The organism is Ruegeria sp. G2, assembly GCF_056533505.1.
The window spans coordinates 25,289-45,999 of sequence record NZ_JBQFON010000007.1; the positions used below are offsets into that span (position 1 = coordinate 25,289).

Consider the following 20,711-nt stretch of genomic DNA (forward strand, 5'->3'; position numbering starts at 1 on the left):
AGAGGGATTTGTCGCATTGCGGTCATGCGTCAGGGGTGGCACCAAAGCAATGCGCCACGCCAATCCCAGCCAGGCGATCATCCTTTCAGAGAGGCGAGATGTGAAACGTCGGGAGTTTCTATTGGGCAGCGGGGCTGCTGCAGGTGCATTGGGACTGAGTCAGTTCGCGTTGGCGTCAAACCCGCAAGAGTTGGTGATCCAACCCGCAAGTTTTGCGCTATGTGATCAGGCGACGCACGGAATGGTCAGCCTGTCGCCCGACGCGCCTCCGCCCGTTCTGTATGGCCGTCAGGGCGAGGTAATGCGGCTGCCGGTGCGCAACACGCTGTCCGACTATACGGCGATGCATTGGCATGGCTTGCGTATTCCCAACGGGATGGACGGGGTGCCTTATCTGACGCAGATGCCAATGGGCGAAGGTGATCATTTCGGCTATAAATTCGCACCCCCGGACGCGGGCACCTATTGGTACCACCCTCATTGTATGACGATGGAGCAGATGGCGCACGGGTTGACCGGGGTCATGGTGATCGCCGAGGCCGAGGACCCGGGGTTTGACGGCGAGCAGGTGATCAACCTGCGCGATTTCCGGCTGGATGAGGCGGGCGCGTTTCTGCCCGCTTATACGCCGCGCGGAGCGGCTCGGGCGGGGACATTTGGCAATGTGCATACTGCAAATTGGTTGCAGGCGCCGGTTTATGATCACCCCGCCGGAGGTCTGGTTCGGTTGCGCGTGGTCAACACCGATACGACCCGGATTTACAAACTGAACCTCGACCATGCCGAGGCCCGGATTATCGCATGGGACGGGCATCCGGTGGACATTGACGTGCCTCTGCCCAGCGTTGCGGAGCCGTTACTGCTTGGCCCAGGCCAGCGTGTCGATTTCGCGGTGAAGATGCCCGAAGATGAAGGGCAGACCGTGAACCTGATGGCGAAGCTGCCCGGTCAGCCGCTGCGGTCCATGGTCGGGTTGCAGGCAGTTGGCGCGTCTGTGGCCCGGGATATGCGTGAGCTGAAACCGCTGGCCAAAAACCCCGTTGCACGGCCCGATCTGAACAAGGCCGAGCTGCACGAGTTTGTTTTCGGATGGACGCCGGAAGGCGGAGAGCCCAATAACGGCTTTTGTGGCTCGCTGGGCTATAATTTCTGGTCAATCAACCGCAAGCCATGGCCGGGAGATGCGGCGCAGGATGTGGCGCCTTTGGCAATTTTGGAGATGGGCAAAAGCTATGTTCTGCGGCTGCGTAATGAATCCCCCAACCTGCATCCGATCCATCTGCATGGGCTGGTCTTTGTGCCAATCAAGTCGAACCTGCGCCAACTGCCTCCACTGATGACCGACACGATGTTGCTGCTGAAAGATGAGGTGGTCGAGATTGCGTTGGTCGCGGATAATCCGGGCGATTGGGCGTTTCATTGCCATGTGATCGAACATCAGAAAACCGGGCTGACAGGATTTATTCGGGTAGTTTGATCTTAAGGCGAAGTGTTCAATACCAGTACATGGTTCGGGTAAGCTTGGTCCCCGATCCGGAAATCTGTGACACCGACTTGTTCAAACCCTTTGGCTAGATAGAAATCGATTGCGGTCGTGTTCTCAAAATTGGTCGTCAGCCAAATTGACTGACGCCCTTTTTCATGGCTGTAGTCGATCGCGATGTCCAGCAGCGATGAGCCGATGCCTTTACCATGATGGCGGGGCTGCACATAAAACGTCACGATCTCAAGATCGGAAAGCCCGTCCACAGGTGCAATGCGATTTTCCGCCAACTGAATGTATCCGTCGATCCCCTCTTCGTTTTCAGAGACCATCAAAAGGTCTTGGCCGTCCTGCAACAAGGCTTCGAACCGCGCGGTCGTGAACTCGGACAGTGCGAATTCGGCAAAGAAGGAATTCACGCCACGCCGCAGATAGGTGCCGACCCAGACTTCGATCGAGAGCGCAGCGAGGCTGGCGGCGTCCGATTTCTGTGCAGGTCTGATCTTCATGCTTTGAGGGCGGTTAACCGCCTCATCCCAATCGCTCGAGCAGAGCCTTCGCCGCCGCCTGTTCGGCCTGCCGCTTGGAGCCTGCGGTGGCTTGCGCTTCGGTGCCGTCCTGCAGTCGCGCGGCGATGGTGAAGATCGGGGCGTGGTCGGGGCCAGTGCGTTTGACTTCGACGTAAGCTGGCGGCTTCTGACCGCGGGCCTGCGCCCATTCCTGCAACGAGGTTTTGGCGTCGCGCGCGTCGGCCTCGACCTTGTGGATACGGTCGCCCCAGAGGGCGAGGATCACGTCGCGGGCGGCCTCGAACCCGGCGTCGCGGTAGATGGCGGCTATCACCGCCTCCATCGCGTCACCCAGAAGGGCCTGCTTGCGGCGGCCCCCGGACAGCATCTCGGACCGGCCCAGTTTCAGCACCGCGCCCAGATCGATCTGGCGGGCGACGTCGGCGCAAGCCTCTTTGCGCACCAGTGCATTGAAACGCGGGGCCAACTGACCTTCAGAGGCTTTTTTGTCGGCCTCAAGCAGAGCGGTGGCCATCACGAGGCCCAACACACGGTCGCCCAGAAATTCCAGCCTTTGGTTGTCGGGGCGCGTGGCAGAGGACACTGATCCGTGGGTCAGCGCGCGCACCAGCAGTTCGGGGTCGGAAAACGCATACCCCAAGCGCTGCTGGAACGCCTTTATCTCGGCTGATAGCTTCAATTGACCGCCTTGAAGAAGCGATCACCGCGCCATGTCCAGAAGAACAGCATCGAGCGACCAGCCGAAGAGAACATGATCCGGTCGGCGCGACCAATCAGGTTTTCGTAAGGTACAAAACCTACCCCACCGGCAGACTGGGGCAAACGGCTGTCAGCCGAGTTGTCGCGGTTATCACCCATAAAGAAATAGTGACCTTCGGGCACAGTGTAGATACCGGTATTGTCCGAGCCCTGATTGCCGATATTCAGCACGTCGTAGGACACACCATTTGGCAGGGTCTCGATCAGGCGGGTCTTTTCGCAAACACCGCCAATCCCGACCGGGCCGTTTGAACAGCGTGGGCGCAGGCCTTGCGGGCCTTGTGGTTCGGCAATTTCGGTAAAGACGCCATCGGGCTGCTGCGGTACGGGCGTGCCGTTCAGGATGATCTGGCCTTCGCGAAGCTGAATGCGATCCCCGGGCATGCCGATCAGGCGCTTGATATAGTCGCGACCCGTGACCGGGTGGCGGAAGACGATGACATCGCCGCGTTCAGGCTCGCCGCCCATAAGGCGCGTATTGTCGCCTTTCATCCAGCCGCACACATCCTCGGCATCGATGTTCAGACCGACGCTGGGGATGATCAGGCTGGGACAGGACGCGTAGGAATAGCCATAGGCCATCTTGTTGACGAAAAGGAAATCTCCGATCAGCAGCGTCTGCTTCATCGAACCGGAGGGAATCCAGAACGGCTGAAAGAACAGCGTGCGGAAAACGCCCGCGATCAGCAGGGCGTAGACGATGGTTTTGATCGTCTCCCAAACGGCGTTTCCGGATTTGGCTTCCTCGGCCATACTGCTCTCTCCAGTCTATGCGTGGTTGGGGTGCTACATGCGTGTCAGGTGGGGGCAAGTCAAGGCTGCGTAGTCGCTTCTTGAAGCGGGCGGGCCTCGATCACCACAAAGGCCTGCGCCCAGGGGTGATCATCGGTCAGGGTGACGTGGATGATCGCCTCGTGGCCTTCGGGAGTCATTTCTTTCAGACGCTCGGCGGCCCAGCCGGTGACATGCATAACGGGTTGGCCCGTGCGCAGGTTGGTCACCGCCATGTCCTTCCACGCGATGCCCATGCGTAGACCGGTGCCCAAGGCTTTCGAGCACGCCTCTTTCGCGGCCCAGCGCTTGGCATAGGTTCCAGCGGTGTCAGCGCGGCGTTCGGCCTTGCGCTGCTCGGTTTCGGTGAAAACGCGGTTGCGGAACCGGTCGCCGAACCGGTCGAGTGTGCCTTGGATACGGTCGATGTTGGCGAGGTCGGTTCCGATTCCAAGGATCATGTCAGACCTCCAACACCACGGTGCCCAGCTTTTGTCCGGCCTCGACCATCTGGTGGGCGGTGGCCGCATCGTTGAGGTTTCCACCGGGAACAACGGCGTGAGACAATGCGCCCTGTTCCAGCCACTCACCCAACTGCGCCTCGCCGCGACGGCGGGCCGCGGCGTCGAGCTGGTAGACGATCAGCATATGCAGGCGGATGTTCTTAAACATGAAGCCGTAGAAATCCAGTTCCGGCTTCATTTGCGAGGCAGAAGCATAGCTGGCGATGGTGCCGCCGGGGCGGATCATCGAATGGGAAGCGGGCTGGTTGGCGGCGAAATCAACCTCGACAATGCGGTCGACGCCTGCGCCGCTGGTCATGTCCATCACCGCCTCAACCACATCCTGCGTGCGGTAGTTGACCCACTCTGCCGCGCCGGAGTGGGCCGCTTTTTCATCTGAACTGACGGTGGTGATAACGCGCGCGCCGCCCAGCGCTGCCATCTGGCAGGCGTAGCGCCCGACTGTGCCAGCTCCGCCGGTGACAAGCACGGTTTTGTCTGTGATGGAGCCGTCGCAATAGAGCGCGTACCACGCAGTCATGGCAGGGATGCCGAAACAGGCGCCTTCGGCAAAGCTGGTGGTGTCGGGCAGAAACACAGCCTGATCGGAAGGCAGCGCGATGTATTCGGCCCCGGTGCCAAAGGCGCGTTGCCATTGGCCGTTCCAGATCCAGACACGTTCGCCGACGCGTGCGGGGTCGACCCCTTCGCCTACGGCCTCAATCACGCCGGCCCCGTCCGAATGGGGGACAATCATTGGGTATTGCATCACCGCACCCGGACGCGCGCCGCTGCGCAGCTTGACATCTGAGGGGTTGATGCCGCTGGCGTGGACACGGACTAAAACGTCGCCTGCGCCGGGCTCAGGCGTGGGCAGCTCGACCAACTCAAGGACATCCGCCGCCGCACCAAATCCGCGATAGGTGATTGCTTTCATGACAGTCCCTCGTCTCCTATTGGTCAACCGAGTCAGGCATTTCCAGATCGAACACCAAGACGCCCTCGGCCCCGTCCTTACACAGAGCAACAAGCTGTGTGCCCAGCTGCTTATGAGTTTCGTCGCTGGCATAGCGCTGCAGGTCGGCCTCAGTCGCGAAATCCAGCGTGAAGCCGTAGGGATAGCCTGGGGATTTCGCCTCAAAGTCGCGATTTGGGCCGTGGATGAAGCCACCGCAGTTTGGCAAGCGGTCTGCGACCGCGCTCAGCCCGTCCATCACGGCGGCAAGCTCTACCGCGTCATGATCGGGCCTGAGGCGCAGCATCACGCAATGTCGGATCATCCTTGCACCCCAGAGGTCATGACAAGCGCACCGTGAGGATCTTGTAGCTGGCGACGCCAAAGAAGCCCGCGAAGGCGAAATCAAACCAACGGCGGGCGCGGCGATAGGCGTTGACCATGCGTGCAGAGGAGAACAGGAAAGCGTAGCCGATGAAGATCAGCAATGAACCCGCGTAGAGCATAGCGAAATAGCCCAGCAGCATAGCAAGGCCAGCATCATTGGGTGCAACGATGGCGTAGATCGATCCCCAGCTCAAGATCGCCTTTGGATTGGTCAGGTGGATCGCCGCCCCTTTGGCGAAGATCGTGGACAGAGTGCCGGTGACCGGGTTGCCCAGCGCCACCTCATCCGAGGACAGCGCGCGGCGCAGGGCCTTGAACGCCAGCCAGCCCAGATAAGCGACGCCGATGTAGCGGATCACCTCAAACACCCAAACATTGGCCAGCATGATCGCCGACAGACCCAAAGCGGCAGCTATGCCCCATGCCGCGGAGCCCGCGCAGATGCCCAGCGCGAACGCGAGCCCGGCGGTGCGGCCTTCGTTCATCGCAGTACCCGCGATGCCCATCGTGGCAGGGCCCGGAGAGCCCCCGGCCATCAGCCAGGCAAACCAGATCGCCACAAAACCAGGGGTGATCATGCCCGCGCCTCGTCCATCAGGCGGCGCATTTCGTGGACCGCTGGTGTAAGGCCGCGGAAGATGGACTCGCCGATCAGGAAGTGGCCAATATTCAGCTCGCGCACTTCGGGGAAGGCGGCGACAGGTTGCACGGTTTCATAGGTCAGGCCGTGGCCTGCGTGGACCTCAAGGCCTAGTGAATGAGCATAGGCGGACATTTCGCGCAGGGCTTCGAGCTCGCGCGCGGATTCGTCCGGTTTGCCCTCGGCATGGAAATCGCAATAGGCGCCGGTGTGCAGCTCGATCACCTCGGCCCCGATGCGATGGGCGGCGTCGATCTGGCGCTGATCTGCGGCGATGAAAATCGACACGCGGCAACCGGCATCGCGCAAGGGCGCAATGAAATGGGCCAGCTTGTTTTCTTCGCGCGCGACTTCGAGCCCGCCTTCGGTTGTACGTTCCTCGCGCTTTTCGGGAACGATGCAGACAGCGTGTGGCTTATGGCGCAGGGCGATTTTCTGCATCTCGTCCGTCGCGGCCATCTCGAAGTTCAGCGGTACCGACAAGATGTCCATCAACCCGTCGATATCGGCATCCGAGATGTGGCGGCGATCTTCTCGCAGATGTGCTGTGATGCCATCGGCCCCGGCCTCTTCCGCGATCCGGGCGGCGCGTAGTGGGTCGGGATAGGCCCCGCCGCGCGCATTCCGCACGGTGGCTACGTGGTCAATATTCACGCCCAGACGCAAACGGTTGTCAGACATCTTTCGAATCCTTCATTGTCCCTGAAGACGAGCCTAGTGGGTTTGTCACTGAAACGTCAGCCTCTGCCTGTGCCAAACGCTTGATTTGTTCAAACTTTGCTTTGATCCGGGAGCGGCGGCGCTGCTGGTATGTGCGGATCAGCGGCAGGCTGAGATAGCCGCAGACAACACCGGCCACAAAGCCCGGAATGACACCGCCAACCATGTAAGGAAAGAACACATCGTCATAGAAGCGGCTGAGCCCATGCCAGTCAGCTTCGCGACCGGTGAACATCGCAATGCAATTGTCTTTGAGATCACCCATCGCATCGGCGAATTTCCCCATCAACCCGTGCGTGTCGTGCTCACGATATCGGGTACCCAACAGGAAATGTCCGGTTTGCAAGCTCACCACCCCGATCGGCACATAGGTCAGAGGATTGCCGAAGAATGTTCCGCTGAGGGCAGCCAATATGTTGCCATTGAGCAATCGAGCCAGCACGGCGGCGACGAGAAAATGCAAACCATAAAATGGTGTAAACGAGGCAAACACCCCTGCCCCGATGCCACGCGCGATGCGTTCAGGGGTGTCAGGCAGGCGGCGCACCCGATGTTTGACATAGTGAAAGGCACGGGTCCAACCGCCGCGCGGATAGACAAACTCTGACGCAACTTGGACAGGCGAGCGGCGATCTCGGCGCTTGAAAACCACTCGTGATCACCCCTTCTCAGCCAGCCGCGACGGCAGTTTTCTTGCTTTCCCGATACCGTTCGACTGCGGCAACATCGCTTTCTGCCTCAAGCATAAGCATCAGCGAATGCAGTTGTTCAAGATCGCGCAGTTCGACGTTGATCATCAGGCGGTAAAAATCAGGTTTGCGGTCGACGAATTCGAGGTTCGAGATATTGGCCTTTTTCTCGCCGATCAATGTGCAAATACGCCCCAGGACCCCGGCATCGTTACCGATAGTCAGATCAAGCGTCGCTCCATAGACAGCTGGGTGCGTGCCCGCATGCCAGTGCAGATCGACCCAGCGCTCGGGTTCATCTTCGAACTCGGTCAGACGGTCGCAGTCGATGGCGTGCACCTCAACGCCCCTGCCGCGATATGTGATGCCAACGATGCGTTCGCCCGGCAATGGCTGACAACAAGGCGCACGGTCGAATTTCTGGCCGGGCTCAAGCCCGATCACAGCGCGGCGGGGCGAAATCGCGTCGCCATCGTCCTTGGTGAGCTCGGGATATACAGCCTCGACCACCTCATGGGCGGTCAGTTCGGCGCTGCCCAGACGGGCCAACAATTCGTGTCGGTCTTTCAACCTCAGGTGTTTTGCAGCGGTATCCAATGCCTTGTCGGTGGCCTTACGCCCGACATTTTCGAACCCCGCACGTGCCAGTTCCTTGCCCAGCTTGATGAAACGTTCCCGGTCAACCTCACGCAAGGCGCGGCGGATCGAGGTGCGGGCTTTGCCGGTGACTGCGATCTCAAGCCACGTGACCTGTGGGCTCTGGCCATCGGCGGTGATGATATCCACCGACTGTCCGTTCTTGAGCCGGGTCCAAAGCGGCACACGAATTCCATCCACCTTGGCCCCAACACATGCATGGCCGATACGGGTGTGGATCGCATAAGCAAAATCGATCGGTGTTGCCCCGCGCGGCAGTTTCACCACGTCGCCCTTAGGGGTGAAACAGAACACCTGATCCGAATACATTTCGAGCTTGACCGCTTCGAGGAAGTCTTCGTGATCATCCTCGCTGTCGAACTGTTCCGTCAGGTTTGCGATCCATTTGGCCGGGTCCACGGCAAAAGGGTTCTCGGACCGGACACCATCGCGATAGGACCAGTGTGCCGCCACGCCGGTTTCGGCCACGTCGTGCATCTGACGGGTGCGGATCTGAACCTCGACCCGTTTACCGTCGCGCCCGGACACAGTCGTGTGGATCGAGCGGTAACCGTTCGATTTCGGCTGGCTGATATAGTCCTTGAATCGACCCGGCACCGCGCGCCAGCGCTGGTGGATCGCGCCGAGGGTGCGATAGCAGTCTTCCTCGGACCCGGTAATGATACGGAACCCATAGATGTCGGACAGGCGCGAGAAGCCTTGGTCTTTCTCCTGCATCTTGCGCCAGATCGAATAGGGTTTCTTGGCACGGCCAAAGACTTCGGCCTCGATCCCGGCTTTTTCCAGCTCGTGCCGCATGTCGCCGGTGATGCGGTGGATCACGTCGCCGGTTTCACGCTGCAAGGTGATGAAGCGGCGGATGATCGACTGGCGGCCTTCGGGATTCAGGACACGAAAGGCGAGATCTTCCAGTTCCTCGCGCATCCATTGCATCCCCATGCGACCCGCAAGCGGTGCGTAGATGTCCATCGTCTCGCGCGCTTTTTGTACCTGCTTTTCGGGGCGCATCGCCTTGATGGTGCGCATATTGTGCAGACGGTCGGCGAGCTTGACCAGAATGACCCTCAGGTCCTTGGACATGGCCATGAACAGTTTGCGGAAGTTTTCGGCCTGCTTGGTCTCGCGGCTGGAAAGCTGCAGGTTGGTCAGCTTGGTGACGCCATCGACCAGCTTGGCGACCTCATCGCCGAACAGTTCGGAAACCTTGCCATAGCTGGCCTTGGTGTCTTCGATCGTGTCGTGCAGCAGGGCCGTTATGATGGTCGCATCATCCAGACGCTGTTCGGTCAGGATGGCGGCAACGGCAACAGGGTGCGAGAAATAGGGCTCGCCAGAGTGGCGGAACTGCCCTTCATGCATCTGAAGGCCAAATTCATAGGCCCGTTCGATGCGCTCGGCATTTGTCTTGGGATTGTAATTGCGGACCAGCGCAATCAGGTCTTCTGCTGAAATCATGCGGTCCGCACCTTTGTCGCTGGGGTTTACCCCTGGCCCTGGGCCTCCATCAGAGCGCGCAGGAGTTTTTCCTCGGACATGTCGTCATCCGCAGGTTTGTCGGACTCTGCGCCCATCAACAGGGCCATCTGATCTTCTTCGGGCTCATCAACCTCGATCTGGGTCTGGTTGGCCTCGATCAGGCGCTCGCGCAGCTCATCGGCGCTTTGGGTTTCATCGGCGATTTCGCGCAGCGAGACAACAGGGTTCTTGTCGTTGTCGCGATCAACAGTGATCGGGCCACCGGCGGAAATCTCGCGCGCCCGGTGGGCTGCAAGCATCACCAGTTCGAACCGGTTCGGGACCTTGTCTACACAATCTTCGACCGTAACGCGGGCCATGGGGCGCTCTCCGTAAATGAATCCGTGGCAGGAAGGGGTTTATCTAAGCGCGAATCCCCGCCTTGACAAGCAGGAAATGCCGCAAATGCGAGGATCACAGAGGCTTAACCTCTGCCAAGTTCTCGCGTGGCAGTGCGGCAACCATCTGTGTGACTGTCCTGTCCAGTACTGGATGGCGCCAATCGGGGGCAACATCTGCCATCGGCACCAACACAAATGCGCGGTCCTGCAGACGTGGATGCGGCAGGATCAAGTGTTCCGGAGCGGATATGGCCTGTTCTTCATTCGGAAGGGTTAGCCAGCGGTGATATTCCACATCATCCGGTAGCACCAAATCACCCCAACAGACCAGATCAAGGTCCAGCGTGCGCATCCCCCAACGCTGTTCGCGGGCACGCTCGAAATCATGTTCGATACGGTGCAGCAGCGCCAGAACCTCGTGGGGGCTCTGATCCGTTTCAATCGAAACCGCCGCATTAACGTAGTCTGGCCCGGCCCCCGCAGGAAAGCAGGGCGTGGCAAAAAACCGACTTTTTGCGCGAATCACCAAGCCAGCCTCGGCCATTGCGACCAATGATTGCTCAAGTGTCACCTTGGGCCCATTACCTCTCAGACTGAGATTTGCACCAAGGGCAATGACCGCTTTTGACAAAGATTTGTCCACTTCGAACCCCATATTCGGAACAGAGAATGCTTGCGATGTAGGCAAAAAGGCCTATTTTAGAGGCACCATTGCACTGACCAATTCATTTTCACTCACGGAGCTCACGGTGCGGTGGCTTATACCGGAAGGACCATTTTATGTTTTACAAGGACGAACGGCTAGCGCTGTTCATCGACGGCTCGAATCTTTATGCAGCCGCCAAAGCACTGGGGTTTGACATCGACTACAAGTTGCTGCGCCAAGAATTCATGCGCAGAGGCAAACTGCTTAGAGCTTTCTACTACACAGCGCTACTGGAAAATGACGAGTATTCGCCGATTAGACCTTTGGTGGACTGGCTGCATTACAACGGCTTCACCATGGTCACCAAGCCGGCCAAAGAATACACCGACAGCATGGGGCGTCGGAAAGTCAAAGGAAACATGGACATCGAGTTGACCGTTGATGCCATGGAATTGGCACCACGTGTAGATCATATCGTGCTGTTCTCGGGCGATGGGGATTTCCGCCCGCTGATTGCCAGCCTGCAGCGTCAGGGCGTGCGCGTTTCGGTTGTCTCGACCATTCGCAGCCAGCCACCGATGATTTCGGACGAGCTGCGCCGTCAGGCCGACAACTTCATCGAGCTGGAGGACCTGCGCGATGTGATCGGAAGACCTCCGCGCGAGATGCCGCTTGAACCGCGCAGCGTCGCCGCTGCGGGCGGTCAGTAACACCAAGCCCGATTACCCACTCACGATGTGGGGCGATGAAATGTACGGCCAGGGCTAAAAGCCCTGGCCGCGCTACTTTCAAAGGGATAGGTGCTAAAAACATCCCTTTGCTAACAGCGATTCATGTCAGGTAAATGACGTGCTGCTGTCTGGACCATGGCAATGAAAAGACCTAGGTGTCTCAGGCAAGGAGACCGCCCATGACCAAGCCACCACTGATATTGTATCTTGCCGCCCCACGCGGGTTTTGCGCCGGAGTGGATCGGGCCATCAAGATCGTTGAAATGGCTCTGCAGAAATGGGGGGCGCCGGTCTATGTGCGTCACGAGATCGTGCATAACAAATTCGTTGTAGATGGGCTGCGCGCCAAGGGTGCGGTATTCGTCGAAGAACTGGACGAATGCCCAAACGACCGCCCAGTGATATTTTCCGCCCACGGTGTACCAAAATCCGTACCTGCCACTGCCGCCCAGCGCGAGATGATCTATGTCGACGCCACCTGTCCGCTAGTGTCTAAGGTGCATGTCGAGGCGCAGCGCCACGCCGATGCCGGGCTGCAGATGATCATGATCGGTCACAAAGGCCATCCCGAAACCATCGGCACCATGGGACAACTGCCTGAAGGTGAGGTGCTGCTAGTCGAAACGGTTGAGGATGTGTCGCAGGTTGCTGTGCGGGATCCCGATAAACTGGCTTTTGTCACCCAAACCACTCTGTCGGTGGATGACACAAAGGATATCATTGCAGCGCTAGAGACCCGGTTCCCCGCCATCGTTGGGCCGCATAAAGAAGATATCTGCTATGCAACCACCAACCGGCAGGAAGCGGTAAAAGCGGTTGCGCCGAAATCTGATGCGTTGCTGGTGGTCGGAGCGCCGAATTCGTCAAACTCGCGCCGTCTGGTCGAGGTCGCCTCACGTGCGGGCTGCAACTATGCACAGCTTGTCCAACGCGCGACCGAGATCGATTGGCGGGCGCTGGAGGGTATCGCGAGCGTTGCGGTTACTGCAGGGGCCTCGGCCCCCGAAGTATTGGTGAACGAGGTTATCGAAGCCTTCCGTGACCATTATGACGTGACGGTCGAGCTAGTCGAAACCGCGACAGAAAACGTAGAGTTCAAAGTGCCGCGTGTTTTGAGGGAACCTGCATGACTCAGGACAAACGCACGATTGACGCCTACACTGCGCGAGTCGCCGATTATCTGAAAATCCCCCTGCCCCCCGAACAGCTTCAGGCCCGGCAGGCCTTTGCGGATGCGGTCGAGGCGGGCGGATATGTATTGGATCTGGGCTCGGGGCCCGGATCGGACAGCGCGTTTTTGATGCGCCAAGGGCTAAAGGTGCGGGCGCTGGATGCCACGCCGGCCTTTGTCGAACACGCACGCGACAATGGCGTCGATGCCTATCTAGGCACTTTCGATGACGTCACCGAGGCCGAGGAATACGACGGCGTTTATGCCAGCTTTTCGCTACTGCATGCGCCCCGATCCGATTTCCCGCGTCATCTAAGCGCAATCCACACGGCACTGAAATCTGGCGGTCAGTTGTTTTTGGGCATGAAGCTTGGAACGGGTGAGCATCGCGACGATATTAACCGCTATTATACCTATTATACTCAGCCCGAGATAGAAGAGACTCTGACCACGGCCGGGTTCACCATCGACCGCACCGTACAGGGGATCGGCAAAGGTCTCGCCGGGTCTTATGACGGGTTCATTCTGGTGTTTGCCCATGCCTGATTTGTTTGCCTATACCGATGGCGCCTGTTCCGGCAATCCCGGTCCCGGTGGCTGGGGCGTGCTGCTACGCGCGATGGATGGTGATACCGTTCTGAAAGAGCGCGAATTGAATGGCGGAGAGGCCGAGACCACCAACAACCGAATGGAACTGTTGGCTGCGATCAGCGCGCTGGAAACGCTAGAGCGAGCATCTGTGATCACAATCGTCACCGACAGCGCCTATGTAAAAAACGGCGTCACCGGCTGGATTTTCGGTTGGAAGCGAAACGGCTGGAAGACCTCTAACAAGAAGCCGGTCAAGAATGTTGATCTGTGGCAGCGGCTGGATGAGGCGCAAGAGCGGCATCAGGTGACTTGGGAATGGGTCAAGGGCCACGCAGGCCACCCCGAGAATGAGCGCGCGGATGAACTGGCGCGCGCGGGCATGGCACCGTTTAAGCCCAAAAAGGCGCAGGCGTGAGCGGGCTTGCCCTGTTGGATTATGCCTCGGTTCTGGTCTTTGCGCTGACCGGGGCCTTGGTCGCCAGCCGGGCGCAGCTGGATCTGGTGGGGTTTGCCTTCATCGCCTGCCTGACAGCGGTGGGCGGCGGCACGGTGCGCGACCTGCTGCTGGATCGACATCCCGTGTTTTGGGTCGGGCAACCCGACTATATCCTGATTGCCTGTGGCGCGGCAGTGCTGGTGTTCTTCACCGCGCATCTGGTGGAAAGCAGGTATAATTGGCTGATTTGGCTGGACAGCTTTGCCCTGTCCATCGCCGTGGCTGCAGGAACGGGTGCGGCCCTGTCGCTGGGACAGACCGGCGTCATTGTGGTGCTGATGGGTGTGACCACCGGTTGCCTCGGCGGGCTGATGCGCGATGTGGTCTGCAATGAGGTGCCGCTGGTGCTGAAACAGGGTCAGCTTTATGTTTCCTGCGCCTTTGCCGGTGCCCTGACAGCGGTATTGGCGGCTCAGCTTGGGTTAACCGGCCTGCCTGCATTGGGGCTATGCGCCTTGGTCTGCTGGTCGCTGCGGGCCGGATCGCTGCTGTTCGGCTGGCAGTTGCCGGTTTACAAGGCCCGACCGCCTCGGCAATAGGATACAAACAGACACGAGAACGCTATGACCCCCCGACTTTCATTTCTTGCGGCAACACTGCTGCTGGCGGCTTGTGCGGATCACTACACCCCGGTCACATTCAGGACCGAAGGGGATCAGATCGTGGCGTCTGGCACGATCGACCACACAACGCTCAGCGCATTTGAAGAGGTGATGGACGAAAACCCCGGGATCAAGACACTGGTGCTGCAAAATATCGAAGGCTCGGTCGATGATGACTCAAATGTGGTCTTCAGCCGCGTAGTGCGCGAGGAAGGGTTCAATACGGTCGTACCATCAAACGGTTTGGTCGCCTCTGGCGGAACTGACCTGTTTCTGGCCGGTAACCGGCGGGTGCTGGAACCCGGCGCCTGCGTGGGGGTTCACAGTTGGGGTGGTGGAGGTTACGTGGCCGCAGAACTGCCCGAAGGACATCCTGAACATGACCGGTATCTTGATTATTTCGCAGATATCGGCGTCGACCCGGACTTCTACTGGTTCACGCTGGATGTCGCATCCGAGGATGAAATGCACTGGATGACCGCATCCGAGGCGAACCGATACGACATGACAACGAGCGCGGCCCCAAGACTTGGGACCGCCGCAATCTGCGATGAGCGCTAGCGCGTCAGCAGCCGTGCGCCGATCTCTTTGACGAATTTCGCCGCCACCATGGCGGTCATTCCATAGGGGTCGCGGTGTGGGTTTAATTCGACAATATCCGCGCCGACCAGTTGACCCTTGAACCGATGGATCAGGTCGATCACCTCACGCGTGCTAAAACCGCCGGGTTCGTGATGCGAAACGCCCGGAGCAAAGGCCGGGTCCAGCGCGTCGAGGTCCAGTGACAAGTAAACCGGCCCGTCAAAACTGATCTCCAGATCTGCGCGCCAGTTGCGCATGTCGATCACCTCGACCCCGAATTTGTCGGCCTGTTCCTGCTGATGCGCGTTCATGGTGCGGATGCCGATCTGTACGAGGCGCTTGATCTTGCCGGTCTCCATCACCCGGGCAAACGGGCAGGCATGGCCCAGCGGACCAATCTGCTGACTGTCATAGAGGTCAGGGTGGCTGTCGATATGCAGGATATTCAACTCCTCATACCGATCCGCATGCGCCTTGATCAGCGGGTACGCAACCGAATGATCGCCGCCCAGTGACAACAACCGCGCGCCGGTTTCGATCCGGGCGGCCGCGCCTGCTTCGATACGATCAATGGGCTCTTGCCCCATCATCTCGAACACATCCAGATCGCCGGTATCTTTGAAGCGCTCGGTTGCGCCCAGATCGGTGCCATCTTCGGCGGTCAGATTGGCCGCGCCGGAATGCAGCGCCTCGCGAATACGGCCTGGGGCAAAAGCGGGGCCTTGCAGGAACGAGGAATGCAGGTCCAGCGGCACCCCCATCAGGGCGACGTCACCATTGGTCAGATCATGCGACATGAGAGGCCTTTCGACAAAAAATTGCCCGGACATTGGTCGCAGATCACGGTCGGGTCAAGCGCTCAGCGCCGTATATATGTCTGCCAGATCCAGATCACCAAAAGCGCACCCAGCACGGCCCCGATAAAACCTGAGAGCCAACCCATCACAGTGATGAGCGTGCGCAGTACCAATCCACCTACCAACGCTCCGACGATGCCGATCAGCATGGTGGTTGGAATGTCGGCCTCGATCCGCATAAGACGCGTGGCGAGGAAACCTGCGGCGGCACCGATGATGATCAGAGCGATGATCGGCATGTCATTTCCTCCAATGGGTGGGCACTATGATCAACGCACCGATCGATGACAACACCGCGTCCAGCCCCGGCGGGCCAAAGCTGATGCCGAACATGATGCGAACGAAATAGAACAGGAACGCACCACCCACGCAGATGATGATCGATTGCAGATAGCCGTTATGGGTGAAGCCGGTCTGTTCAGACAGATAGCCTACGATCCCGGCAATCACGACTGTGCCCATCAGGATCATGACCATGCAAGCTTACTCCGATGACAGGCGGGTGCCGACCGGGATGGGCCAGCCCCGCAGAAAAGTTTCCCTATCCTGCGCGCCCTTGCCTGCCCTTTGCAAGCGCAGCAGCTCAACCGCGCCTTCGCCACAGGCCACGCACAGGTGGTCATCGAGCACCTCGCCGGGCGTGCCCTGCCCTTCGGCCAGCCGCGAGGCCAGCAGCTTGATCCGGTCGCCCCCGACCTCGGTCCATGCGCCGGGAAATGGGGAGAGACCACGGATTTTTCGATCTACTTCGGGTGCGGGGGCCGACCAGTCGATCCGCGCCTCGGCTTTGTCGATCTTGGCGGCGTAGGTCACGCCGTCCTCGGGCTGCGGGTCCGGTGTAAGGCTGTGCAGTTCGGCCAGAGCCTCAACGATCAGAGCCGCTCCCATGTCCGACAGGCGGTCATGGAGTTGCGCGGTGGTTTCCTCGATGCCGATCTCGGTGGCCTCGCGCAGCAGAACGGGGCCGGTGTCCAGCCCGGCCTCCATCTGCATGATGCAGATGCCGGTCTGCGCATCGCCCGCCATGATTGCGCGATGGATCGGGGCGGCCCCGCGCCAGCGCGGCAGCAGGCTGGCGTGGATGTTCAGGCAGCCATGGGTCGGCGCGTCCAGAATGACCTGCGGCAGGATCAGGCCATAGGCGACGACGACCGCGATATCGGCGTTCAGCGCGGCAAAGCTGGCCTGTTCTTCAAGCGATTTCAGCGAGATCGGGTGGCGCACCTCGAGGCCCAGCGCCTCGGCGCGGGCGTGGACCGGCGTAGGACGGTCCTTTTTGCCCCGGCCCGCAGGACGCGGGGGTTGGCAGTAGACGGCGGCAATATCGTGCCCCGCGTTCACCAGCGCATCCAGTACCGGGACCGAGAAATCGGGGGTTCCCATGAAGATTATGCGCATCGTCGGCTCCGAAGGTGTTGGGGTGCCGGGCTGAAGCCCGGCCTACGTGGATTTGCGCGCCTTGCGCAGCAGCATGTCGCGTTTGACCTTGCTGAGGCGGTCAAAATACATCCGCCCGTTCAGGTGGTCGATCTGGTGCTGCACGCTGGTGGCCTCGATGCCAACAAAATCGCGGCGGTCGATTTGGCCCTGTTCGTTGAGGAATTTCACCGTTACCGCGCGCGGCCGCTTCACCTTGGCAGACACACCGGGCAGGTTCGGGCTGGCCTCGTCATGCTCGCGCAGCTCCACCGAGCTGTGCAGGATCTCGGGATTGGCCAGCCGCACGGCTTTGCCCCGCTGCGTCGAGCCATCCACGACGGCCAGACGCAGCATCACCCCGATCTGGGGCGCGGCAAGGCCAACGCCCGGCATAGCCTCCATCGTGTCGATCATGTCGTCCCAGATGGCGCGGATGTCATCGGTGATCTCGGTGACATCCTCGGCCTTGGTGCGCAGGCGTTTGTCGGGCCATGGCAGGTAGGTGCGCACGCTCATGTGCGGGCCTTTTCGCGTTTCAGCTTCTGCATCTTGCGGGTGATCATCTGACGCTTGAGCGGTTTGAGATAGTCGATGAACAGCTTGCCGTTCAGATGGTCGATCTCGTGCTGAACGCAGGTGGCCCAGAGATCGTCGAAGGTTTCCTGTTGCAGGTTACCGTCGCGGTCCAGCCATGTCACGTCCACCACCTTGGGGCGGGTGACCTCGGCATATTGCTCGGGGATCGACAGGCAGCCTTCTTCATAGACGTTTGTTTCGTCCGACGAGGCTATGACCTCAGGGTTGAACATCACCAGCGGGCGCGGCGCTTCGCCTTCTTCCTTGACGCAATCCACCACGATCAGCCGGTCCAGCACACCGATCTGGGGCGCAGCAAGGCCGATGCCAGGCGCATCATACATCGTCTCCAGCATGTCATCGGCCAGTTTGCGCAGATCGTCGGTGATGTCGGCCACCGGCGCGCAGACCTTTTTCAGGCGGGGATCGGGATGGATCAGGATATTGCGTTTCATGGGGCTGATTTAGGGCATCGCGCCCGCCACCGCAACGGCCCCCTTGCACATGGCGGATTTGAGGTTAGCTTTCGCCTCGACAGATGGAGATGACATGACTTTCAACGACCTGATCGACCGCCGGGGCACCAACTCTTCAAAATGGGACAAGATGGAGCGGCTCTATGGTGTCTCGCCCGAGGATGGGCTGGCCATGTGGACGGCTGATTCCGACTATGCCACCGCCCCTTGCGTGATCGAAGCAGTGCGCAAAGCCGCCGATCATGGCGCTTTTGGTTATTCGTGGATGCACCCGGAGTATCTGAACGCGATTCAGTGGTGGATGAAGATCCGCCACAATTGGGAGATCGACACCGATTGGGTGCTGACCTCGCAGGGTCTGGGCAATGCGATTGCCCTGTGTCTGGATGTCTGGAGCGAGCCCGGAGATGGGGTAGTCATCTTCTCGCCCGTCTACCATGAGTTTGCCCATAAGGTGAACAAATCCGGCCGCCGCGTCGTGGAATGCCCGCTGGTGCGGAATGGCGACAGTTATGCGCTGGATCTCGACGATGCACAGTCGCGGCTGGACGGGTCGGAAAAGCTGCTGCTGTGGTGTTCACCTCAGAACCCCTCGGGCCGGGTCTGGACACCGGATGAGCTGCGCGCGGTGGCGGCATTTGCGGAACGCAACGGGCTGATACTGGTCTCGGATGAGATTCACCACGATCTGGTTTATCCGGGCAATACCTTCGTGCCGATGGATGTGGCGGCGCCAGAGGCGCGCCCGTGGACCGTTACCCTGACCGCTGCATCAAAGACCTTCAACATCGCAGGCCAGCGCACGGGAAACATGATCATCCCCGATGCCAAGCTGCGTGCCGAAATGAAACACCGGATTGTCACATTGGATTACGACCCCAGCGCGCTGGGTTTGGCGATGATCACCGCCGCCTACTCTCCGGAAGGCGCGAAATGGGTTGATGAGCAAGTCGCCCACCTGGACGCCAACAGAAAACTGTTCGATGCCACCATCGCCGAGATTCCGGGCCTGTGGTCGATGCCGCTGCAGGCGACATACCTGGCCTGGGTCGATTTCTCGGGCACCGGGATGAGCCATGATGAATTTGTCCGCCGTCTGCGCGAGGACGCTCGGATCGCCACATCTTCAGGTCCCGGTTTCGGGTCGGGCGGGGAAACCTTTGAACGGTTCAATCTGGCCACCCAACGCGCGCGGGTGGAAGAGGCTTGCGCCCGCCTCAAACGCGCCTTTGGCGATTTGCAATAACCCTGTCTGAAAACAATCGGATGCAAATCATGCCCAACCAACTCTTTGCGCTTCCGGACATCCCGAGCATCCCGGTAGAAGGGGAGCAGACGACCTATCCGATCGGGCGGATTTTCTGCGTGGGCCGCAATTATGCCGCCCACGCCGCTGAAATGGGGCATGAGGTGGATCGTCAGGCGCCATTCTATTTCACCAAATCCGCGCCCAACGCGGTTTTGACAGGTGCACATGAGCCTTATCCTGCGGGAACCGAGAATTATCATCACGAAATGGAACTGGCCGTTGCAATCGGCAAACCGGTCTTCCAGGCCACGGCTGCACAGGCCCACGCGGCGATCTTTGGCTACGGGTGCGCTTTGGACATGACGCGCCGCGACCTGCAGATCCGCGAGCGCAACAAACAGCGCCCCTGGGATCTGGGCAAGGATGTGGAAAGCGGCGCGGTCTTCGCCCCGCTGACCCGCGCCGATGACTGGAGCCCATCGGATGACAAGCGCATCTATCTCAGCGTCAATGGGCAGGTGAAACAAGACGCCACCTTGTCCGAGCTGGTTTGGAAGATTGATGAACTGATCTGCCATCTATCCGGTTTCTATCATTTACGCCCCGGCGATCTGATCCTGACCGGCACACCCGCTGGGGTCGGGCCCGTGGTCGCCGGAGACCGAATCGAAGGCGGTATCGATGGCCTGTCCCCTGTGCACCTGACCCTGACGGCCCACGACTAATCGTCCGGCCCGGTACCTGAAAATCTTGTGGCACCATTGCCGCCCGAGCGTCGACTGCACTTCGGTGCCACAGGTCAATCGGTGAGCGTGTCAGTCGCGGTTTTCAAGCAACGCGATCGGAGCATCCGGCGCGCGGTAGAAATCCAGCGGGGCCTTGTCGGCTGCCACAGTGCTGCGCTTGAACTCATAGCGCATCTCACCCACCGCTTCTTCATCTGCGATGATCAGGCACTGATACATGTGATTGGCACCGTCATAGATATCGACGAGCCCACGCAGGCGTGGCGTGGTTTCGGCCTCGACGGTGAAACCATCCTTCCACAATGTGAGAATCTTGAAGCTATTGTCGCCAAACTCCACCCGCAAACGGCTGGATTTCTTCAATGTAGCGATTCGGGCGGCATCCAATTCAGCGCGAATTTCCTTAGAAACATAGGTACTCATAATAAACTTCCCCCAGAACTTTCTTTATTGTGGACCAGCTTGTGTAAAAATCCAGTGAACTGTCTCACTTGGGCCCGAGATTTACGATCTGTTGCGCAGGTGTCCCGATGACACTGTGCGCGGATGCAGGTCAGTTGCGCGCGCGGTGAAATAGGAACCTGAGCCGCAACAGCCTATCTTTGTCTCAATCGCAATG

General features: G+C 59.6%; 28 protein-coding genes. 9 read left to right on the forward strand and 19 right to left on the reverse strand.

All coding sequences use genetic code 11. From position 1 onward, the window contains the following. The first annotated feature begins 100 nt into the window (after positions 1-100). Positions 101-1,477, forward strand: coding sequence for a multicopper oxidase family protein (locus ACR0DU_RS13625; RefSeq protein WP_480875563.1), 1,377 nt, complete (start codon positions 101-103; stop codon positions 1,475-1,477). A 2-nt stretch (positions 1,478-1,479) separates the two neighbouring features. Here the strand turns inward: ACR0DU_RS13625 and ACR0DU_RS13630 are convergent, their stop codons facing one another. From ACR0DU_RS13630 to folK, 12 genes are all read right to left on the reverse strand, one after another. Further along, positions 1,480-1,992, reverse strand: a complete 513-nt coding sequence (locus ACR0DU_RS13630) for an N-acetyltransferase family protein (protein ID WP_480875304.1) — start codon at positions 1,990-1,992, stop codon at positions 1,480-1,482. 22 nt (positions 1,993-2,014) lie between these two features. Further along, positions 2,015-2,692 carry a ribonuclease III gene (gene rnc, locus ACR0DU_RS13635; protein WP_480875307.1) on the reverse strand — a complete coding sequence of 226 codons (678 nt, stop codon included), beginning with the start codon at positions 2,690-2,692 and terminating at the stop codon, positions 2,015-2,017. Then, positions 2,689-3,525, reverse strand: a complete 837-nt coding sequence (gene lepB / locus ACR0DU_RS13640; protein ID WP_480875309.1) for a signal peptidase I — start codon at positions 3,523-3,525, stop codon at positions 2,689-2,691. Before lepB ends, rnc begins: the two co-directional genes overlap by 4 nt. A gap of 59 nt (positions 3,526-3,584) precedes the next feature. Further along, positions 3,585-4,004: a holo-ACP synthase gene (gene acpS, locus ACR0DU_RS13645; protein ID WP_480875310.1), complete on the reverse strand. Its 420-nt coding sequence runs from the start codon at positions 4,002-4,004 to the stop codon at positions 3,585-3,587. A 1-nt stretch (position 4,005) separates the two neighbouring features. After that, positions 4,006-4,983: an NADPH:quinone reductase gene (locus ACR0DU_RS13650; RefSeq protein ID WP_480875312.1), complete on the reverse strand. Its 978-nt coding sequence runs from the start codon at positions 4,981-4,983 to the stop codon at positions 4,006-4,008. 16 nt (positions 4,984-4,999) lie between these two features. Continuing rightward, positions 5,000-5,326: a Dabb family protein gene (locus ACR0DU_RS13655; RefSeq protein WP_480457327.1), complete on the reverse strand. Its 327-nt coding sequence runs from the start codon at positions 5,324-5,326 to the stop codon at positions 5,000-5,002. 16 nt (positions 5,327-5,342) lie between these two features. Next, complete coding sequence (locus tag ACR0DU_RS13660; protein ID WP_480875315.1) at positions 5,343-5,966, reverse strand: LysE family translocator; 624 nt, start codon at positions 5,964-5,966, stop codon at positions 5,343-5,345. Further along, positions 5,963-6,709, reverse strand: coding sequence for a pyridoxine 5'-phosphate synthase (locus ACR0DU_RS13665; protein WP_170543051.1), 747 nt, complete (start codon positions 6,707-6,709; stop codon positions 5,963-5,965). Before ACR0DU_RS13665 ends, ACR0DU_RS13660 begins: the two co-directional genes overlap by 4 nt. Then, entirely contained in the window at positions 6,702-7,400 is a 699-nt protein-coding gene (locus ACR0DU_RS13670; RefSeq protein ID WP_480875318.1) for a DUF2062 domain-containing protein, read from the reverse strand. The genes ACR0DU_RS13665 and ACR0DU_RS13670 overlap by 8 nt, the downstream gene beginning before the upstream one ends. Before the next feature lie 16 nt (positions 7,401-7,416). Beyond that, positions 7,417-9,549: a RelA/SpoT family protein gene (locus ACR0DU_RS13675; protein ID WP_010437682.1), complete on the reverse strand. Its 2,133-nt coding sequence runs from the start codon at positions 9,547-9,549 to the stop codon at positions 7,417-7,419. Between the two features lie 26 nt (positions 9,550-9,575). Next, complete coding sequence (gene rpoZ, locus ACR0DU_RS13680; RefSeq protein ID WP_010437681.1) at positions 9,576-9,929, reverse strand: DNA-directed RNA polymerase subunit omega; 354 nt, start codon at positions 9,927-9,929, stop codon at positions 9,576-9,578. 94 nt (positions 9,930-10,023) lie between these two features. Beyond that, positions 10,024-10,605, reverse strand: a complete 582-nt coding sequence (folK, locus tag ACR0DU_RS13685) for a 2-amino-4-hydroxy-6-hydroxymethyldihydropteridine diphosphokinase (RefSeq protein ID WP_480875564.1) — start codon at positions 10,603-10,605, stop codon at positions 10,024-10,026. 125 nt (positions 10,606-10,730) lie between these two features. Between folK and ACR0DU_RS13690 the strand changes: the two genes are divergently transcribed. The 6 genes from ACR0DU_RS13690 to ACR0DU_RS13715 all read left to right on the forward strand — a co-directional run bounded on the left by ACR0DU_RS13690 (position 10,731) and on the right by ACR0DU_RS13715 (position 14,748). After that, on the forward strand, positions 10,731-11,306 hold the full coding sequence (locus tag ACR0DU_RS13690; RefSeq protein WP_010437678.1) for a LabA-like NYN domain-containing protein: 576 nt from the start codon (positions 10,731-10,733) through the stop codon (positions 11,304-11,306). Positions 11,307-11,506: 200 nt separating this feature from the next. After that, complete coding sequence (gene ispH, locus ACR0DU_RS13695; protein WP_480875322.1) at positions 11,507-12,457, forward strand: 4-hydroxy-3-methylbut-2-enyl diphosphate reductase; 951 nt, start codon at positions 11,507-11,509, stop codon at positions 12,455-12,457. After that, a complete protein-coding gene (locus ACR0DU_RS13700) occupies positions 12,454-13,044 on the forward strand; it encodes a class I SAM-dependent methyltransferase (protein ID WP_319546471.1) in 591 nt (196 codons plus the stop codon). The genes ispH and ACR0DU_RS13700 overlap by 4 nt, the downstream gene beginning before the upstream one ends. Then, positions 13,037-13,504 (forward strand): ribonuclease HI, encoded by a 468-nt coding sequence (gene rnhA / locus ACR0DU_RS13705; RefSeq protein WP_170475822.1) that lies wholly within the window; start codon positions 13,037-13,039, stop codon positions 13,502-13,504. Before ACR0DU_RS13700 ends, rnhA begins: the two co-directional genes overlap by 8 nt. Then, positions 13,501-14,124: a trimeric intracellular cation channel family protein gene (locus ACR0DU_RS13710; RefSeq protein ID WP_319546470.1), complete on the forward strand. Its 624-nt coding sequence runs from the start codon at positions 13,501-13,503 to the stop codon at positions 14,122-14,124. The genes rnhA and ACR0DU_RS13710 overlap by 4 nt, the downstream gene beginning before the upstream one ends. Before the next feature lie 24 nt (positions 14,125-14,148). Beyond that, the gene (locus ACR0DU_RS13715; RefSeq protein ID WP_480875325.1) at positions 14,149-14,748 is read left to right on the forward strand and encodes a COG3904 family protein; all 600 of its coding nucleotides are present in this window, start codon (positions 14,149-14,151) and stop codon (positions 14,746-14,748) included. On the opposite strand, the gene speB is transcribed toward ACR0DU_RS13715, so the two are convergent. The 6 genes from speB to def (ACR0DU_RS13745) all read right to left on the reverse strand — a co-directional run bounded on the left by speB (position 14,745) and on the right by def (ACR0DU_RS13745) (position 18,076). Beyond that, on the reverse strand, positions 14,745-15,566 hold the full coding sequence (speB, locus tag ACR0DU_RS13720) for an agmatinase (protein ID WP_480875328.1): 822 nt from the start codon (positions 15,564-15,566) through the stop codon (positions 14,745-14,747). The two genes, ACR0DU_RS13715 and speB, sit on opposite strands and share 4 nt — an antisense overlap. A gap of 62 nt (positions 15,567-15,628) precedes the next feature. Beyond that, positions 15,629-15,865 carry a GlsB/YeaQ/YmgE family stress response membrane protein gene (locus tag ACR0DU_RS13725; protein ID WP_170609167.1) on the reverse strand — a complete coding sequence of 79 codons (237 nt, stop codon included), beginning with the start codon at positions 15,863-15,865 and terminating at the stop codon, positions 15,629-15,631. A 1-nt stretch (position 15,866) separates the two neighbouring features. After that, entirely contained in the window at positions 15,867-16,103 is a 237-nt protein-coding gene (locus ACR0DU_RS13730; RefSeq protein WP_480875331.1) for a hypothetical protein, read from the reverse strand. Positions 16,104-16,109: 6 nt separating this feature from the next. Further along, positions 16,110-17,024, reverse strand: coding sequence for a methionyl-tRNA formyltransferase (fmt, locus tag ACR0DU_RS13735; protein WP_480875333.1), 915 nt, complete (start codon positions 17,022-17,024; stop codon positions 16,110-16,112). A gap of 42 nt (positions 17,025-17,066) precedes the next feature. Then, a complete protein-coding gene (gene def / locus ACR0DU_RS13740; protein WP_480875335.1) occupies positions 17,067-17,561 on the reverse strand; it encodes a peptide deformylase in 495 nt (164 codons plus the stop codon). After that, positions 17,558-18,076 (reverse strand): peptide deformylase, encoded by a 519-nt coding sequence (gene def, locus ACR0DU_RS13745; RefSeq protein ID WP_480875338.1) that lies wholly within the window; start codon positions 18,074-18,076, stop codon positions 17,558-17,560. Before def (ACR0DU_RS13745) ends, def (ACR0DU_RS13740) begins: the two co-directional genes overlap by 4 nt. 94 nt (positions 18,077-18,170) lie before the next feature. Between def (ACR0DU_RS13745) and ACR0DU_RS13750 the strand changes: the two genes are divergently transcribed. Both ACR0DU_RS13750 and ACR0DU_RS13755 read left to right on the forward strand, forming a co-directional pair. After that, a complete protein-coding gene (locus ACR0DU_RS13750) occupies positions 18,171-19,343 on the forward strand; it encodes a MalY/PatB family protein (RefSeq protein WP_480875340.1) in 1,173 nt (390 codons plus the stop codon). Between the two features lie 29 nt (positions 19,344-19,372). Then, positions 19,373-20,071 (forward strand): fumarylacetoacetate hydrolase family protein, encoded by a 699-nt coding sequence (locus ACR0DU_RS13755; RefSeq protein ID WP_170781072.1) that lies wholly within the window; start codon positions 19,373-19,375, stop codon positions 20,069-20,071. A gap of 90 nt (positions 20,072-20,161) precedes the next feature. Here the strand turns inward: ACR0DU_RS13755 and ACR0DU_RS13760 are convergent, their stop codons facing one another. Continuing rightward, entirely contained in the window at positions 20,162-20,515 is a 354-nt protein-coding gene (locus tag ACR0DU_RS13760; RefSeq protein WP_010437652.1) for a hypothetical protein, read from the reverse strand. Positions 20,516-20,711 lie beyond the last annotated feature (196 nt).